This is a genomic window from Pseudorhodoferax sp. Leaf274 (assembly GCF_001422445.1).
Lineage (GTDB): Bacteria > Pseudomonadota > Gammaproteobacteria > Burkholderiales > Burkholderiaceae_C > Pseudorhodoferax.
Genome location: NZ_LMNA01000004.1, coordinates 50,099 through 66,031, shown reverse-complemented (window position 1 = coordinate 66,031; position 15,933 = coordinate 50,099). Strand labels below are relative to the sequence as shown.

General features: G+C 70.8%; 13 protein-coding genes. 7 read left to right on the top strand and 6 right to left on the bottom strand.

The features are described 5' to 3' along the window. Positions 1 to 94: 94 nt before the first annotated feature. The gene (locus ASF44_RS08590; protein WP_056898803.1) at positions 95 to 1,843 is read left to right on the top strand and encodes a 7TM diverse intracellular signaling domain-containing protein; all 1,749 of its coding nucleotides are present in this window, start codon (positions 95 to 97) and stop codon (positions 1,841 to 1,843) included. A 10-nt stretch (positions 1,844 to 1,853) separates the two neighbouring features. Here the strand turns inward: ASF44_RS08590 and ASF44_RS08585 are convergent, their stop codons facing one another. Then, positions 1,854 to 3,005 (bottom strand): alpha-hydroxy acid oxidase, encoded by a 1,152-nt coding sequence (locus ASF44_RS08585; RefSeq protein WP_056898802.1) that lies wholly within the window; start codon positions 3,003 to 3,005, stop codon positions 1,854 to 1,856. Positions 3,006 to 3,021: 16 nt separating this feature from the next. Beyond that, a complete protein-coding gene (locus tag ASF44_RS08580; RefSeq protein WP_056898801.1) occupies positions 3,022 to 4,683 on the bottom strand; it encodes an L-lactate permease in 1,662 nt (553 codons plus the stop codon). Positions 4,684 to 5,000: 317 nt separating this feature from the next. Between ASF44_RS08580 and ASF44_RS08575 the strand changes: the two genes are divergently transcribed. Beyond that, positions 5,001 to 5,963 carry a tripartite tricarboxylate transporter substrate binding protein gene (locus tag ASF44_RS08575; RefSeq protein WP_056898800.1) on the top strand — a complete coding sequence of 321 codons (963 nt, stop codon included), beginning with the start codon at positions 5,001 to 5,003 and terminating at the stop codon, positions 5,961 to 5,963. Here ASF44_RS08575 and ASF44_RS08570 read toward each other — a convergent pair whose 3' ends face one another. Beyond that, on the bottom strand, positions 5,964 to 6,914 hold the full coding sequence (locus ASF44_RS08570; RefSeq protein WP_056898799.1) for a hydroxymethylglutaryl-CoA lyase: 951 nt from the start codon (positions 6,912 to 6,914) through the stop codon (positions 5,964 to 5,966). It abuts the gene before it with no gap. A gap of 147 nt (positions 6,915 to 7,061) precedes the next feature. Here ASF44_RS08570 and ASF44_RS08565 point away from each other — a divergent pair, with 147 nt between their 5' ends. Further along, on the top strand, positions 7,062 to 8,225 hold the full coding sequence (locus ASF44_RS08565; protein ID WP_056898945.1) for a CaiB/BaiF CoA-transferase family protein: 1,164 nt from the start codon (positions 7,062 to 7,064) through the stop codon (positions 8,223 to 8,225). Here the strand turns inward: ASF44_RS08565 and ASF44_RS08560 are convergent. Further along, positions 8,217 to 9,107, bottom strand: a complete 891-nt coding sequence (locus tag ASF44_RS08560) for a LysR substrate-binding domain-containing protein (RefSeq protein WP_056898798.1) — start codon at positions 9,105 to 9,107, stop codon at positions 8,217 to 8,219. The genes ASF44_RS08565 and ASF44_RS08560 overlap by 9 nt on opposite strands. A 33-nt stretch (positions 9,108 to 9,140) precedes the next feature. Here ASF44_RS08560 and ASF44_RS08555 point away from each other — a divergent pair, with 33 nt between their 5' ends. The 4 genes from ASF44_RS08555 (at position 9,141) to ASF44_RS08540 (ending at position 13,205) form a co-directional block, all read left to right on the top strand. Further along, positions 9,141 to 10,133, top strand: a complete 993-nt coding sequence (locus ASF44_RS08555) for a hypothetical protein (RefSeq protein WP_369820911.1) — start codon at positions 9,141 to 9,143, stop codon at positions 10,131 to 10,133. A 115-nt stretch (positions 10,134 to 10,248) separates the two neighbouring features. Then, complete coding sequence (gene nadC, locus ASF44_RS08550) at positions 10,249 to 11,133, top strand: carboxylating nicotinate-nucleotide diphosphorylase (RefSeq protein ID WP_056898796.1); 885 nt, start codon at positions 10,249 to 10,251, stop codon at positions 11,131 to 11,133. A gap of 2 nt (positions 11,134 to 11,135) precedes the next feature. Further along, entirely contained in the window at positions 11,136 to 12,113 is a 978-nt protein-coding gene (locus ASF44_RS08545) for a tripartite tricarboxylate transporter substrate binding protein (RefSeq protein WP_056898795.1), read from the top strand. Positions 12,114 to 12,170: 57 nt separating this feature from the next. After that, entirely contained in the window at positions 12,171 to 13,205 is a 1,035-nt protein-coding gene (locus ASF44_RS08540; RefSeq protein ID WP_056898794.1) for an RNA methyltransferase, read from the top strand. A gap of 26 nt (positions 13,206 to 13,231) precedes the next feature. Here the strand turns inward: ASF44_RS08540 and ASF44_RS08535 are convergent, their stop codons facing one another. Then, positions 13,232 to 14,296, bottom strand: a complete 1,065-nt coding sequence (locus ASF44_RS08535) for a malate/lactate/ureidoglycolate dehydrogenase (RefSeq protein WP_056898793.1) — start codon at positions 14,294 to 14,296, stop codon at positions 13,232 to 13,234. Between the two features lie 110 nt (positions 14,297 to 14,406). Beyond that, a complete protein-coding gene (locus tag ASF44_RS08530) occupies positions 14,407 to 15,933 on the bottom strand; it encodes a UxaA family hydrolase (protein ID WP_056898792.1) in 1,527 nt (508 codons plus the stop codon).

The window sequence follows — 15,933 nt, the reverse complement described above, 5'->3', positions numbered from 1 at the left end:
CGTCATGCGGGCGTCCGGGTGCCGATCCATGTGCAGGTCTCTGGGGTGGCTGTGGTTGGTCTGTCTGTGGCTCTGGGCTGGCCCGGCGCCCGCCGTGGTCTTGCAGGTCACGCCCGGACAGGGCCAGCTGTTGCTGCACGATGCCGCCTCGGTGCTCGAAGACCCCACGGGCCGGCTGACGCTGGACGCGGTGCGCGGCCAGCGGTTCGCGCCGCCTGCGGGCGGGCTGTCCAGCTTCGGCTTCACGGCATCAAGCTACTGGTTCCGCTTCACGCTCGACAACCCCGGCACCGCCACGCTGCCGCGGCTGCTGGTGCTGCGCACCAACTGGCTGGACACGGTGGACCTCTACGTGCCCGGCGCAGACGGGCAGGTCGTGCACCGCCGCTTCGGCGACACGCTGCCGTTCCAGGAGCGCGAATACGCCACGCCGCAGTTCCTGGTCGACCTGCCGGTCCCACCGGGCCAGCAGACCTACTACCTGCGCATCACCAGCACCCAGGCCTTCATGGCGCCCATGGAGCTCTGGGAGCCCCAGGCCTTCCACGACAGCGACCGGCTGTGGTCGGCCTACTACGGCATGTTCTACGGCATCCTGGCCGTGATGGTGCTCTACAACGCCTTCATCTGGACGTCCACGCGCGACCGCAACTACCTGGCGTACTGCGCCTACCTGCTGTCGTTCTTTCTCATGAACGCCGCCTACAACGGCTTCGCCTACCAGTACTTCTGGCCCCAGTCGCCGCGCTGGAGCAACTGGGCGCACACGCCCTTCATCTTCGCGTTCCAGGTGGTGGCGCTGTGGTTCACGATGCACTTCCTGGAGTCGCGCACGCGCACGCCGCGCGTGCACCGGCTGATGCAGCTGTACCTCGGGTTGACGCTGGCGGCCTGGGTGGCCGTGACGCTGGCTGGCGACCCCGTGGCCTACAACGCGGCGCCGGTGTATTGCATCTTCCTCGGCACGCCGCTGATCCTGGCGGCCGGCCTGCGCGCCTGGTGGCGCGGCTACCGGGCGGCGCGCTTCTTCGTGCTGGCCACCATGGCCAGCCTCACGGGTGCCTTCGTCACCGCGCTCACGGTGAGCGGCCTGCTGCCCTATACCTTCGCGCGCTTCCACGCGGCCGAGTTCGGCATCCTGGTCGACGTGGTGCTGCTGTCGCTGGCGCTGGCCGACCGCATCAACCTGATGCACCAGGAGCGCCGGGCGGCGCAGGCGCAGGCCACGCGCCAGCGCCTGCAGGCCTCGTTCCTGCTGGAGAAGGCCAACATCCGGCTCGAACACCAGGTGCAGGAACGCACGGCCGAACTGGCACGCGCGCGCGACGAGGCCGAGCAGCTGGCGCGGCTGGACGTGCTGACCGGCGTGGCCAACCGGCGTTCGTTCCAGGAGGTGGCCGAGCGCGAGTTCCTGCGCGCGCGGCGCTACAGCCATGCGCTGGCGGTGCTGGTGTTCGACATCGACCTGTTCAAGCAGGTCAACGACACCCATGGCCATGCAGCGGGCGACATGGTGATCTGCGCCGTGGCGGGCATCGTGCGCGGCGCGGTGCGCGAGGTGGACTTCGTGGCGCGCATCGGTGGCGAGGAGTTCGCCGTGCTGCTGCCCGAGGTGCAGCTGGCGGACGCGCAGCGGACCGCCGAGCGCCTGCGCGAGCTGGTCGCCGACTGGCGCGGCGCATTCGACGGCCGGGTGTTGCGCTGCACGGCCAGCTTCGGCGTCAGCATCGTCGAGCAGGACGACCCCGGCTTCGACACCGTGCTGCAGCGGGCCGACCAGGCCATGTACGCTGCCAAGCAGGCCGGGCGCGACCAGGTGAGCGTGTACGGCGCCCTGTCCTGAGCGCGAGCGCTCAGCCCGGGATCGTGCCGGGCAGCAGGATGCTGCGGTCCACCTTCTGGATGTCGGTGTGGCCGCAGAAGGCCATGGTCACGTCCAGTTCCTTGTGCAGGATCTGCAAGGCCTTGGTCACGCCGGCCTCGCCCATGGCGCCCAGGCCGTAGGCCATGGCGCGGCCGATCATCGTGCCGCGCGCGCCCAGGGCCCAGGCCTTGAGCACGTCCTGCCCGCCGCGGATGCCGCCGTCCATCCACACTTCGGTCTTGCTGCCCACCGCATCGACGATGGGCGGCAGCGCCTCGATGCTGCTGGGCGCGCCGTCGAGCTGGCGGCCGCCGTGGTTGCTGACCACGATGGCGTCGGCACCGGCGTCCACGGCCAGCTGCGCGTCCTCGGCCACCATGATGCCCTTCAGGATCAGCTTGCCGCCCCACTGCTTCTTGACCCATTCGATGTCGGCCCACGACAGGCGCGGGTCGAACTGCTCGTTGGTCCAGGCCGACAGGGAACGCATGTCGCTGACGCCCTTCACGTGGCCCACCAGGTTGCGGAAGGTGCGGCGCTGCGTGCCCAGCATGCCCAGGCACCAGCGCGGCTTGGTCGCCAGGTTGACGATGTTGCGCAGCGTGGGCCGCGGCGGCGCCGTGAGGCCGTTCTTCAAGTCCTTGTGGCGCTGGCCGATCACCTGCAGGTCGAGCGTGAGGACCAGCGCGCTGCACCTGGCGGCCTTGGTGCGCTCGATCATGCGGGCCATGGCGTCGCGGTCGCGCATCATGTAGAGCTGGAACCAGAACGGCGCGGTGGTGTTCTCGGCGATGTCCTCGATGGAGCAGATGCTCATGGTCGACAGTGTGAACGGGATGCCGAACTTCTCGGCCGCGCGTGCGGCGTGGATCTCGCCGTCGGCATGCTGCATGCCCGTCAGGCCCACCGGCGCGATGGCCACCGGCATCCTGGCGGCCTGGCCGACCATGGTCGTGGCCGTGCTGCGGTTCTCCATGTTCACGGCCACGCGCTGGCGCAGCTTGATCTTGTGGAAATCGGCCTCGTTGGCGCGGTAGGTGCCCTCGGTCCACGAACCGGAATCGGCGTAGTCGTAGAACATGCGCGGCACGCGCTTCTCGGCCAGGACCCGCAGGTCCTCGATGGTGGTGATGACGGTCATGGTGCGATTGTCGTGTTCACTTCACCACCATCAGGGTGAACGGCCAGACGTAGGCCTGCATGGTCACGTACAGGCCCACCAGGCAGGCCAGCGCGATCGAGTGGAAGAACACGTAGCGCAGGATCTCGCCTTCCTTGTTGAACCAGCGCGTCGCGGTGGAGGCCACCACGATGGACTGCGCGTCGATCATCTTGCCCATCACACCGCCCGAGCTGTTGGCCGCACCCATAAGGTTGGCCGACAGGCCCAACTGCTCGGCCGCCACCTTCTGCATGCCGCCGAACAGCACGTTCGAGGCCGTGTCCGAACCCGTCAGCGCCACGCCGATCCAGCCCATCAGCGTGCCGAAGAAGGGGTACAGCACGCCCGTGTTGGCGAAGGCCAGGCCCAGCGTGGTGTCGGTGCCCGAGAAGCGCGTGAGCGTGCCCAGCGCCAGCATCAGCACGATGGTCAGCAGCGAGTACTTCACCAGCCAGACCGTCTTGAAGAAGGTGCGCACGATGGCGACCGGGTTGTACTTCATGATGGCGGCGCTGACGAGTGCCGCCAGCAGGATGCCGGTGCCGGTGGCCGACAGCAGGTTCAGCGTGTAGACGGCGGCCTCGGGGTGCGGCGTGGGCACCACCGGCGGCACCTTCATGATCAGGTTGTGCAGGCCCTCGATGGGGAACTTGGGCGCGAAGATGCCGTTGAGCCAGGCCTTCACGGACGGCAGGCCCCAGATGAACACGAACACCGACAGGATGGCCCAGGGCGTCCAGGCGGCGATGAGCGCCTCCCGGGAGTGGCGCACGATGGGCTGCGGTGGCTTGGCCTCGGCGGCACTGACGTCCTTGCCGCGCAGCGCGGGCGAGGTCCAGACCTTCTTCGGCTGCCACACGCGCAGGAAGGCCACCAGGCAGACCATGGAGATGATGGCGGCGATGATGTCCACCAGTTCCGGGCCCATGAAGTTGGACACCAGGTACTGCGGGATCGCGAACGACAGGCCGGTGACCAGGATCGCGGGCCAGATCTCCACCATGCCCTTGCGGCCGGCGAAGGCCCAGACCAGCCAGAACGGCACCAGCAGCGAGAAGAACGGCAGCTGGCGGCCGATCATGGCCGTGACCTGGTGCAGGTCGTAGCCGTGCACCTGGGCCAGCGTGATGACGGGCGTGCCCAGCGCGCCGAAGGCCACGGGCGCGGTGTTCGCGATCAGCGACAGGCCGGAGGCCGCCAGCGGCGAGAAGCCCAGGCCGATCAGGATCGCGGCCGTCACCGCCACCGGCGTGCCGAAACCGGCCGCGCCCTCGAAGAACGCGCCGAAGCAGAACGCGATCAGCAGCAGCTGGATGCGCCGGTCCTCGGTGATGCCCGACAGCGAATCCTGCAGTACCTTGAAGCTGCCGTTCTGCTCGGTCAACTGGTGCAGGAAGATGATGTTCAGCACGATCCAGCCGATGGGCAACAGGCCCGTGAAGCCGCCCAGCATGGCGGCGCGGCCGGCCATGTCGATCGGCATGCCGTAGGCGAACACGGCCACGACGATGGCCGCCACGAGGCCCATGCCGGCGGCGACGTGGGCCTTGATGTGGAAGAAGCCGAGGGCGCCGAGCATCACGACCACCGGAATCGCCGCCAGCGCGGTCGAGATGATCATGTTGCCGAAGGGGTCGTAGATCTGCTGCCAGGTCATGGCGGGTCTCCTGCTGGTTTTGAAGAAAGTGTGGTGCAGAGGATGTGCGGCGCCGTCTGCCAGGGCGCACGGTGCACGGCGCGGCGGACTGTAGGGCCCGCGGCCGTGCCGGGGCGTGAAATGCCGCCAGCATGCATGTGAAGGTTTTTCACGGGGGCGGGCGGCATGTTGTCAGTGCTGTGTCAGCCGGCTGGTGGCGCTGCCGTCGCGCTGCGCGATGCATGGCCGAAAAAAATGGATGCAGCCCGCCGCACAGGCCGGGATCATGGACCAGCGCACGGGCTGGAGCAACCCCGGCGACGACAACAGGAGACACCATGGACCGCAGACAACTGCTGGCCGCCACCCTGGCGCTGGCGGCCGCCGCGCCGGCACGTGCGCAGGCCTTCCCGAACAAGCCGATCCGCCTCATCGTGCCGTTCCCGCCGGGCGGGGGCACCGATTTCATCGCGCGCACCGTGTCCATGCGGCTGGCCGAATCCACGGGCTGGACCGTGGTGGCCGACAACAAGGCTGGCGCCGGCGGCACCATCGGCGTGGCCGAGGCGGCCAAGGCCGAGGCCAGCGGCCACACGCTGGTGCTGGGCCAGCTCGACAACCTGGGCGTGGCGCCGCTGCTCTACAAGAGCCTGCCGTACCAGCCGCAGCGCGACCTGCAGCCCGTCATCAACGTCGCCGACTTCCCGATCATCCTGCTGACCTCCACGGCCTCGCCCTACAGGACGCTGGCCGACGTGGTGGCCGCCGCGCGCGAGCCGGGCCGCATCACCTTCGCCTCGGCCGGCAACGGCACGGTCTCGCACCTGGTGGGCGAGCTGTTCCAGCTGCGCGCGGGCGCGAAGATGCAGCACATCCCGTACAAGGGCTCGGCGCCGGCGCTCGTGGACGTGGTCAGCGGCCAGGTGACGGTGCTGTCGTCGTCCATCCCCTCGGCGCTGTCGCAGGTGCAGGCCGGCAAGCTGCGGCCGCTGGCCGTGAGTTCGGCGCGGCGCAGTCCCATCCTGCCGGACGTGCCGACGATCGCCGAGAGCGGCGTGAAGGACTTCGATGTCAACGTCTGGTACGCGGTGTTCGCGCCGGCCGGCGTGCCCGCGCCCGTGGTCGCGCAGCTCAACGCCGCGCTGCACAAGATGCTGCAGATGCCCGAGCTGCGCACCGCCATCGAGGCCCAGGGCGGCGAGGTGCGGCCCGGCACGCCGCAGGCGTTGGGCGAGCGCCTGGCCGCCGACATCGCGCAGTGGCGCGAGGTGATCGCGGCGGCGAAGATTCAGCTCGAATAGTCAGCCGACTGCGGCGGCCTGGGCTTCCGCGGCGTAGCGCCGCAGCCGCGGGCCGGCGCGCATGACCTGGCCCGGCAGGGTGCGGCCGAGCACGCGCTCGAGTTCGCGCGCGGCCTCGCACAGCGCGTCCAGGTCGATGCCGGTCTGCACGCCCAGCTGCTCCATCAGGTGCACCGTGTCCTCGGTGCAGACGTTGCCGGTGGCGCCGGGCGCGAACGGGCAGCCTCCCGTGCCGCCCAGCGCCGATTCGTAGCGCGTGACGCCCAGCGCCAGCCCTTCCATGACATTGGCCAGGCCCAGGCCGCGCGTGTTGTGGAAGTGCAGCGCCACCGGCAACTGCGGCACGCGCTCGGCCAGGCGCTGCACCGTGCGGCGCACCAGCGGCGGCGTGGCCATGCCCGTGGTGTCGCCCAGCGTGAGGCCGGCGAAGCCGAGTTCGGCGAACTGCCGCGCGATGGCCTCGATCTGGTCGAGCGCCACATCGCCCTCGAACGGGCAGCCGAACGCGCAGGCGATGGCGCCGTGCAGCCGCATGGGCGCGCCGCGCGCCGCGTCGGCGATCTCGCGCATGTCCTGCAGCGAGTCGGCGATGCTGCGGTTCAGGTTCTTGCGGTTGTGGGTCTCGGAGGCCGAGAGGAAGACGACGGCCTCGTCGGCATCGGCGGCCAGCGCGCGCTCCACGCCCTTGCGGTTGGGGGCCAGCACGGACAGCTGCACGCCCGGGCGGCGGCGCACGGTGGCCAGCAGTTCGGCCGCATCGCGCAATTGCGGCACGGCGCGCGGCGAGACGAAGGAGGTGGCCTCGAAGTGGCGAACGCCGGCGTCCATGAGCCGCTCCAGCAGCGCGACCTTGGTGGCGGTAGGGACGAACTCGGCCTCGGACTGCAGGCCGTCGCGCAGGCCGACTTCGGTGATACGGACCTGCGCGGGGTAGGGCGGTGGGGTGTGCATGGGTCTCCTCTGCCAGGGTGTGCCGGGCAGCATAGCGGCGCGCACGGGCACAGGCTTGGCCGATGGGCAAGGGGGCATCGCCAAATGCGATGCGTGGGCCGCGCGCATGCCGCAACATCGCGCCTGCTTCAGATCCAGGAGGTTTTCATGCAGCTGAGCGGCATCCGCGTCATCGACCTGACGCGCATCCTCTCCGGCCCGTTCTGCACCATGCTGCTGGCCGACATGGGCGCCGACGTCGTCAAGATCGAGACGCCCGAGGGCGACCCGGTGCGCGCCCAGGGCGAGATCGTCGACGGCCTGAGCTGGTACTTCGCCTCGTTCAACCGCAACAAGCGCTCGGTGCAGCTCGACCTCAAATCCGAGGCCGGCATGGCGGCGCTGCGCCGGCTGATCGCGGGGGCCGACGTGGTGGTCGACAACTTCCGCCCCGGCGTGATGGAACGCATGGGCCTGGGCTGGGACCAGCTGCGCGCGCTGGCCCCGGGCGTCGTGCACACCAGCGTGAGCGGCTTCGGCCAGTCCGGCCCCTACGTGGACCGGCCGGCCTTCGACTTCATCGCCCAGGCCATGAGCGGCTTCATGAGCATGAACGGCACGCCGCACACCGGCCCCATGCGCAGCACGCTGCCCATCAGCGACCTGATCGCGGGCTGCTATGCCGCGCTGGGCACGGCCGCCGCGCTGGTGCGGCGGGCGCGCACCGGCCAGGGCGAGCGCGTGGGTGCCTCGCTGGTGGACGGGCTGATCAGCTTCGGCGCCTTCGCCAGCGCCGATTTCCTGGCCAGCGGCCGGCTGCCCGTGCCCACCGGCAACGACCACCTGCTGGTGGCGCCCTACGGCTTGTTCACGGCCAGCGACGGCGAGATCGCGGTGGCGCCGTCCAACGATGCCGTCTACCACAAGCTGCTGCAGGCGCTCGGCATCACGCACCTGCGCGAGGACCCGCGCTTTGCCACCAACGCGCTGCGCCTGCGCCACCGCGCCGAGATCAACGCGCGCGTGAACGCGGCCCTGCTGGCCCACGACAAGGCGCACTGGATCGCCACGCTGAACGCCGCCGGCGTGCCCTGCGGCACGGTCATGAACCTGGCCGAGGTCTACAGCGACCCGCAGGTGCTGTCGCAGCAGATGGTGCTGGAGGTGGAGCACCCCGGCCACGGCCCGGTGCGCATGAACGGCTTTCCGGTGAAGTTCTCCGAGGCGCCATGCGCCGTGCGGCTCCCGGCGCCGGACCCGGGTGCGCACACCGCCGAGGTGCTGCGCGAGGCCGGGTTCAGCGCGGCCGAGATCGCCGCGGTGTCAGCCTAGGGCGGCTGCCTGCAGGTGGGCCAGCAGCAGCCGGCCCGCGCCGTGCAGCCCGTCGCCCGAACGCACGCACAGCTTGAGTTCGCGCCGGGCCCAGTCGTCGGACAGGGCGATGGTGGCCAAGCCATCGCCCGCGTACAGCGCCAGCGCATCGCCCGGCATCACGCCCACGCCGAAGCCGGCCTTGACCATGGCGATCATCGCGTCGTACGAGGTCACCTGGAAACGCATGCGCAGCGGCAGGTTCGCGGCCGTGGCCGCGCGCATCAGCATCTCGTTGCCGGCGCTGCCGCGGTGCATGCCGACCTGGTCGTATTCCAGCGTGTCGGCATAGGCCAGGGTCTTGTGGCCGGCCAGCGGGTGCGCGGCCGGCACCACCAGCACCATGCGGTCGCGCCGGTAGGGGAACACCGTGAGGCCCTGCAGGTCCAGCGCGCTCGTGAAGATGCCGATGTCGGCCGCGTTGTCCAGCACCAGGCGCGTGACGACCGAGCTCACGCGCTCCTCCAGGTCGATCTGCACGCGCGGGTGCTGGCGCGCGAAGCGGGCCAGGTCGTTCGGCAGGAACTGCGTGATCGACGACAGGTTGGCCGCCAGCCGCACATGGCCGGCCGCGCCGCTGGCCTGGTCGAGGATTGCGTCGGCCAGGCCTTCGGCGTTGTGCAGCAAGGTGCGCGCACCGCGCGCCAGGCCGCGGCCGGCCTCGGTCGGCTCGACACCGCGCGCGCGGCGGATCAACAGCGGCGTGCCGACCTGGCGCTCCAGTTCGGAGATGCGCTTGCTGAGCGCGGACGTGGCGATGTGCTCGCGCGCGGCGGCCGCGGCGATGCTGCCCTCCTCGACGACGGCGACGAACAGTTGCAGCGAATAGAGGTTCAGGCGCACCGGTGCTGGGCCTTCAGGGCGTGGGGAGGCGGAATGATAGGAGCGTGGCGGCGGCACAATGCGGGCCTTTTGCAGACCCGCCCCACACCCTTGCCCGAAGCCGCCCCGCCGTCCCAGCAGATTGCCGCCGAACTGGTGGCCGTGCTCGTCGCCGTGACGGAGGGGCAGGCGCGCATCCTGACCACGCACGGCGGCCAGGCGCTGCCCAGCGGGCCGTTCGAGCAGACGCACCGCTCGCTGCAGGCCGGCATGCGCGCCTGGATCGAGCGGCAGACGCACCACCCCATCGGCTACATCGAGCAGCTCTACACCTTCGCCGACCGCGACCGTGCGCGCGGCCAGGCCAGCCGCGCGATCTCGGTCAGCTACCTGGGGCTCACGCGCGAAGCGCCGGCCATGGACGAGGCCAGCGGCTGGCGCGACTGGTACCGCTACTTCCCGTGGGAAGACCGGCGCTCGGACGCGGCCGACGCGCTGCTGGCCGGGCAGATCGTGCCGGCCCTGTCGGCCTGGCGCGACGCCGCACCCGACGACGCCGGGCGGCAGCAGCGCCGCGTGCGCATGGACACGGCCTTCGGCCTGGGCGGCTCGGCCTGGAACGAGGACTTCGTGCTGCAGCGCTACGAGCTGCTGTACGAGGCGCGCCTCGTGCCCGAGGCGCTGGGCCGTGGCCGCGCCGGCGCAGCCCCGCTGCCCACCGGCCAGCCGATGCGCCAGGACTTCCGCCGCATCCTGGCCACGGGCATCGCGCGGCTGCGCGCCAAGATCAAGTACCGGCCCGTGGTGTTCGAGCTCATGCCCGACGCGTTCACGCTGCTGCAGCTGCAGCAGGCCGTGGAGGTGCTGGCCGGCCACGCGCTGCACAAGCAGAACTTCCGCCGCCTGGTGGAGCAGCAGGCGCTGGTCGAGGAGACCGGCGCGCTGGCCCAGGGCGGCTCGGGCCGGCCGGCCATGCTGTTCCGCTTCCGCGACGACGTGCTGCTGGAGCGCGCGATCTCGGGTAGCAAGCTCCCCCTCTCGCGCTGATTGCTCCTGTGTGACGCCTGGGTTACACCTTGGCGCTGGCTTTATGCTCAAGTTGAGTGTAAAAACAGGGCTTACGCCTTTTTTTGCGCCACTAATACTCAGACTGAGCAATACCATGGAGAAGTCTTCCACCACCCGCCAGGCCGCGGCGCCCCTGCCGCTGCCTCCGTTGCCCCAGGTGATGCTGGAGCCGCTCGTGCGCGCCGCACTGCTGGAAGACCTGGGCCGCGCCGGCGATATCACGAGCAACGCCGTGGTGCCGCAGGAGGCGCGCAGCCGCCTGACGCTGGTGGCGCGCCAGGCCGGCGTGCTGGCCGGGCTGGACCTCGCGCGGCTGGCCTTCACGCTGTGCAATCCGGCCATCGCCTGGCAGCCGCTGCTGGCCGACGGCGCGCGGCTGGCGCCGGGCAGCGCGATCGCGCAGATCGAGGGGTCGGCGCGCGCCATCCTCACGGCCGAACGCACGGCGCTCAACTTCCTCGGCCACCTGTCGGGCGTGGCCAGCGCCACCGCGCGCATCGCCGATGCGATTGCGCACACGCCCGCGCGCGTCACCTGCACACGCAAGACGCTGCCGGGCCTGCGCGCGCTGCAGAAGTACGCGGTGCGCGTGGGTGGCGGCAGCAACCACCGTTTCGGGCTCGACGATGCCGTGCTGATCAAGGACAACCACATCGCCATCGCGGGCAGCCTGCGCATTGCGGTGGAGCGGGCGCGCGCGGCCATCGGCCACATGGTGCAGATCGAGCTGGAGGTCGACACGCTGGCGCAGCTGCGCGAGGCGCTGGACCTGCAGGTGCCGATCGTGCTGCTGGACAACATGGACCTGCCCACGCTGCGCGAGGCCGTGCGCCTGACGGCCGGCCGCGCCGTGCTGGAGGCCTCGGGCCGCGTGACGGTGGAGACGGCGCCCGGCATCGCCGAGACCGGCGTGGACCAGATCGCGGTCGGCTGGATCACGCACAGCGCGGCCGTGCTCGACATCGGCTTGGATGCCTGACCATGTTGCGCAGACTGTTCCTGCATGCCGCGCTGGCGGTGGTCGGCGTGGGCGCGGCCCACGCCGGCCCGGCCGACTACCCGAGCCGACCCATCACCATCGTCGTGACCTTCGCGCCCGGCGGCGGCACCGACCTGCTGGCGCGCAAGCTTGCGCCCGTGCTGCAGCAGGCGCTGGGCCAGCCCGTGGTGGTGGAGAACCGCCCCGGCGCCAGCGGCAACATCGGCGCCAGCCATGTGGCCAAGGCCGCGCCAGATGGGCACACGCTGCTGATGGTCAACAGCTCGTTCGCGATCAACCCGGGCGTCTACGGCCCGCTGGACTTCTCGCCGTCGCGCGACTTCGCGGCCGTGTTCAACGTGGGCTTCGTGCCTTCGGTGCTCGTGGTGCCGCCGGCCTCACCGCTGCGCAACCTCGGCGACCTGCTGCAGTCCGCCAGGCCGCCGGCAGCGCCCGCGCTGTTCGCCTCCTGCGGCGCCGGCACGCCGCAGCACCTGGCCGGCGAGATGCTGCAGCTGGCCGCGCCCGTGCGCATGGCCCAGGTGCCGTACAAGGGCTGCGGCCCGGCGCTGGCCGATGTGATGTCCGGCCAGGTCGGCCTGGGCATCGTGACGGCCAGCAGCGCCGCGCCGCTGCTGGCGGCCGGCAAGCTGCGCGCGCTGGCCGTGACATCGCCGCAGCGCACGGCGCAACTGCCCGGCGTGCCCACGGTGGCCGAGCAGGGCCTGGCCGGCTTCGAGCTCGACCAGTGGCATGGCCTGCTGGCGCCGGCCGGCACACCCGCGGCGGTGGTGCAGCGGCTCAACCAGGTGCTGGTGCAAGGCCTGGCCGACCCCGAGCTGCATGCCCAGCTGCGCAGGCTGGGCTACACGCTCACGCAGGGCGAGCAGGGCACGCCGCAGGCCTTCGGCGCGCTGGTGGCGCGCGACCTGCGGCGCTTCGGCACCGTCACGGCACAGCTGGGCTTGCGGCTGGACTGAGGTCGACCCGCGCCAGCCGGCGACAATCCGCGCCCCGCCACCGCCGCCCGCGCGCAGATGACCCTCACCGAACTCCGCCAACGCCTGCGCGCGCTGGGCGCGCTGCCGCTGCACGAGGGCAGGGTGCTGCGCCAATGGGCCCAAGGCCGCCCGCTGATCGATGGCGCACGGCGCTGGCACGACGACTTCTTTCCGCAGCGTGTGCGCGCAGACCTGCCACAGTTGACGCGCGACCTGGCCGCGCTGGCCACGCTGCAGTCGCAGCACCCGGCCGAAGACGGCTCGGCCCGCCTGCTGGTCGGCCTGCAGGACGGCCAGTCCATCGAAAGCGTGCTGCTGCCGCGCGACGGCCTGTGCGTGTCTTCGCAGGTGGGCTGCGCGGTGGGCTGCCAGTTCTGCATGACTGGGCGCGAAGGCCTGGTGCGCCAGGTCAGCAGCGCGGAAATCATCGCCCAGGTCGCGCTGGCGCGCGCGCTGCGGCCGGTGAAGAAGGTGGTCTTCATGGGCATGGGCGAGCCGGCGCACAACCTCGACCAGGTGATGGAGGCCATCGAGGTGCTGGGCCTGCACGGCAACATCGGGCACAAGAACCTGGTGTTTTCCACCGTGGGCGACCCGCGGGTGTTCGAGCGGCTGCCGCAGGGCCCGGTGAAGCCGGCGCTGGCCCTGTCGCTGCACACCAGCAAGCGTGCGCTGCGCGAGCGATTGCTGCCGCGCGCGCCCAAGCTCGCGCCCGAAGAACTCGTCGCCGCGGGCGAACGCTATGCGCGGGCCACCGGTTACCCGATCCAGTACCAGTGGACGCTGCTGGACGGCGTGAACGACGGCGAGGACGAGATCGACGGCATCGTTCGCCTGCTCAAGGGCAAGTACGCGCTGCTGAACATGATCCCGTACAACACCATCCCGGGCCTCGCGTTCCGGCGGCCGGACTGGGACAAGGCCAAGGCCATCGCCCGCACGCTGCACCAGCGCGGCGTGCTGACCAAGCTGCGCGACTCGGCCGGCCAAGACATCGATGGCGGCTGCGGCCAACTGCGTGCGCGGGCCGAGAAGCCGGTGCGGCTCGTGCCGCGGGGGGCGGCCGGCTGACGGGGCGGTAGACGCGGAAGACGCGCTCAGCCGGCTGTCACCGCGCACCCCACCTTGCGGCCCGCCTCGACGATCTCCGCCCAGGTCTGGTCGTCCACGACGATGCCCGCCGCCGCGCGTGCCTTGCGGTAGGCACGCTCGGGCTCGCCGGCCACCAGCACCTTCTCGTAGCCTTCGCCGGCTGGCCCTTGGCGCAGCCAGTCCACGAAGGCATGGGCCTCCTGCTCGAAGCTCTGCTGTGTGCCCAGCTTGGCCGGATCGATCAGCACCGTCAGCATGCCGTTCAGCACCGTGCGCGCCTGATCCGCGGGCCGGTGCCAGGTGCCGCCGCCGCTGAGCGCGCCGCCCAGCAGCTCGCAGGCGACCGCCATGCCGTAGCCCTTGTGCTCGCCGAAGGTCATCAGTGCGCCGAACAGCCCGTTGCTCTGCGGCACCACGACCACGCCGGGGTCGGTGGTCGGGCGGCCGTGCTCGTCGATCAAGGTGCCCGGCGGCACACGCTCGCCCTTGTTGTGCGCCACGCGCATCTTGCCCTGGGCCTGGCGGCTGGTGGCGAAGTCGAGGATGAAGGGCTCCTGGCCCTGCAGCGGCACGCCGATGCAGCAGGGGTTGGTGCCGAAGCGCCCGTCGCCACCACCGAAGGGCGCGACCACGGGGCGCGACAGCACGTTCACGAAATGCAGCGACACCAGGCCCTGCGCCACCGCCATCTCGGCGAAGTGGCCGATGCGGCCCAGGTGGTGGCTGTTGCCCACCGTCATGATGCAGCTGCCGTGCTGCTGCGCACGCGCAATGCCCAACTGCATGGCCTGCTCGCCGACCACCTGGCCGTAGCCGCGCTGGCCGTCCAGCGCGAGCATGGTGCCGATGTCCACGGTGGCCTTCGCGCCGGTGTTCGGCTTCAAGCCGCCTTCGAGCACGGCGTCCACATAGCGCGGCACCATGCCCACGCCGTGCGAGTCGTGGCCGGAGAGGTTGGCCATGACCAGGTTGGCCGCGACCGTCTGCGCCTCGGCATCGCTGCTGCCAGCTGCGGCGATGATCTGCGCGACCTGGGCCGTCAGCTGTTCGGAAGAAATGGTTTTGCTCATGAGGGTTCCGAGGATATGCGGCCGCCGCCGGGCCGCCCCAAGGCGGCCGCGCCTCCCCCTCGGGGGGAGTTGCACGGCCGAAGGGAGTGAAAAGCCGGGGGGCTCACAGTTCACATGACCGCGCCGACCTGCCAGGGCACGAACTCGCTCTGCCCATAGCCGTGCTGCTCGCTCTTGCTCTGCTGGCCGGAGGCCGTGGCCAGCACGAGTTCGAAGATGCGCTGCCCCATCTCCTGGATGCTGGCCTTGCCGTCGACGATCTCGCCGCAGTTGATGTCCATGTCCTCCTCCTGGCGCTGCCACAGCACGCTGTTGGTGGCCAGCTTCAGCGAGGGCGAGGGCGCGCAGCCATAGGCCGAGCCGCGGCCCGTGGTGAAGCAGATCATGTTGGCGCCGCCGGCGACCTGGCCGGTCGCGCTGACGGGGTCGTAGCCCGGCGTGTCCATGTAGACGAAGCCGTGCGCCGTGACCGGCTCGGCGTATTCGTAGACGGCCTCCAGGTTGCTGGTGCCGCCCTTGGCCACGGCGCCGAGCGATTTCTCGAGGATGGTCGTCAGCCCGCCCGCCTTGTTGCCGGGAGAGGGGTTGTTGTTCATCTCGCCCTCGTTGATGGCGGTGTAGCGCTCCCACCAGTGGATGCGCTCGACCAGCTTCTCGCCGACCTCGCGGCGCACGGCGCGGCGCGTGAGCAGGTGCTCGGCGCCGTAGACCTCGGGCGTCTCCGACAGGATGGCCGTGCCGCCATGCGCGACCAGGATGTCCACGGCCGCGCCCAGGGCCGGGTTGGCGCTGATGCCGGAGTAGCCGTCCGAGCCGCCGCACTGCAGCCCGATGGTGATGTGGGCCGCGCTGCAGGGCTGGCGCTTGACCGCATTGGCGCGCGGCAGCATCTCCTCGATCAGCGCGATGCCCTTGGCCACGGTCTTGCGCGTGCCGCCCGTGTCCTGGATGTTGAACGTTCGGAAGTTTTCGCCTTCGGCCAGGTGGCCCGTGGCGAGCCAGGCGTTGATCTGGTTGGCCTCGCAGCCCAGGCCCACGACCAGCACGCCGGCGAAGTTGGCATGCGTGGCATAGCCCGTCAGCGTGCGCTCCAGGATCTGCATGCCCATGCCTTGCGTGTCCATGCCGCAGCCCGTGCCGTGCGTGAGCGCGACCACGCCGTCCACGTTCGGGAACGCGGCGAGCGCGGCCGGGTTGGTCTGGCGCGAGAAGTGGTCGGCGATGGCGCGCGCCGCCGTGGCCGAGCAGTTCACGCTGGTCAGCACGCCGATGTAGTTGCGCGTGGCCACGCGGCCGTCGGCACGCTGGATGCCCATGAAGGTGGCTTCGCGCCTGGCGGGCGCGGGCTTCACGTCGGCGCCAAACGCGTAGTCGCGCGCAAAGTCGCCCTTGTCCGGGCCCATGTCGAGGTTGTGCGTGTGCACATGCTCACCCTGGGCGATGGGCTTGCTCGCGAAGCCGATGATCTGGTTGTAGCGGCGCACCGGCGCGCCCTGCGCGATGGCGTGCGCAGCGACCTTGTGCCCGGCCGGGACCAGGCCGCGCACGGTGAAGTCTTCGACGCTGGCGCCGCCGACCAGTTGGGCGCGCGCGATCACCACGTCATCAGAGGGGTGCAGGCGGATGAAGGGGGTCAT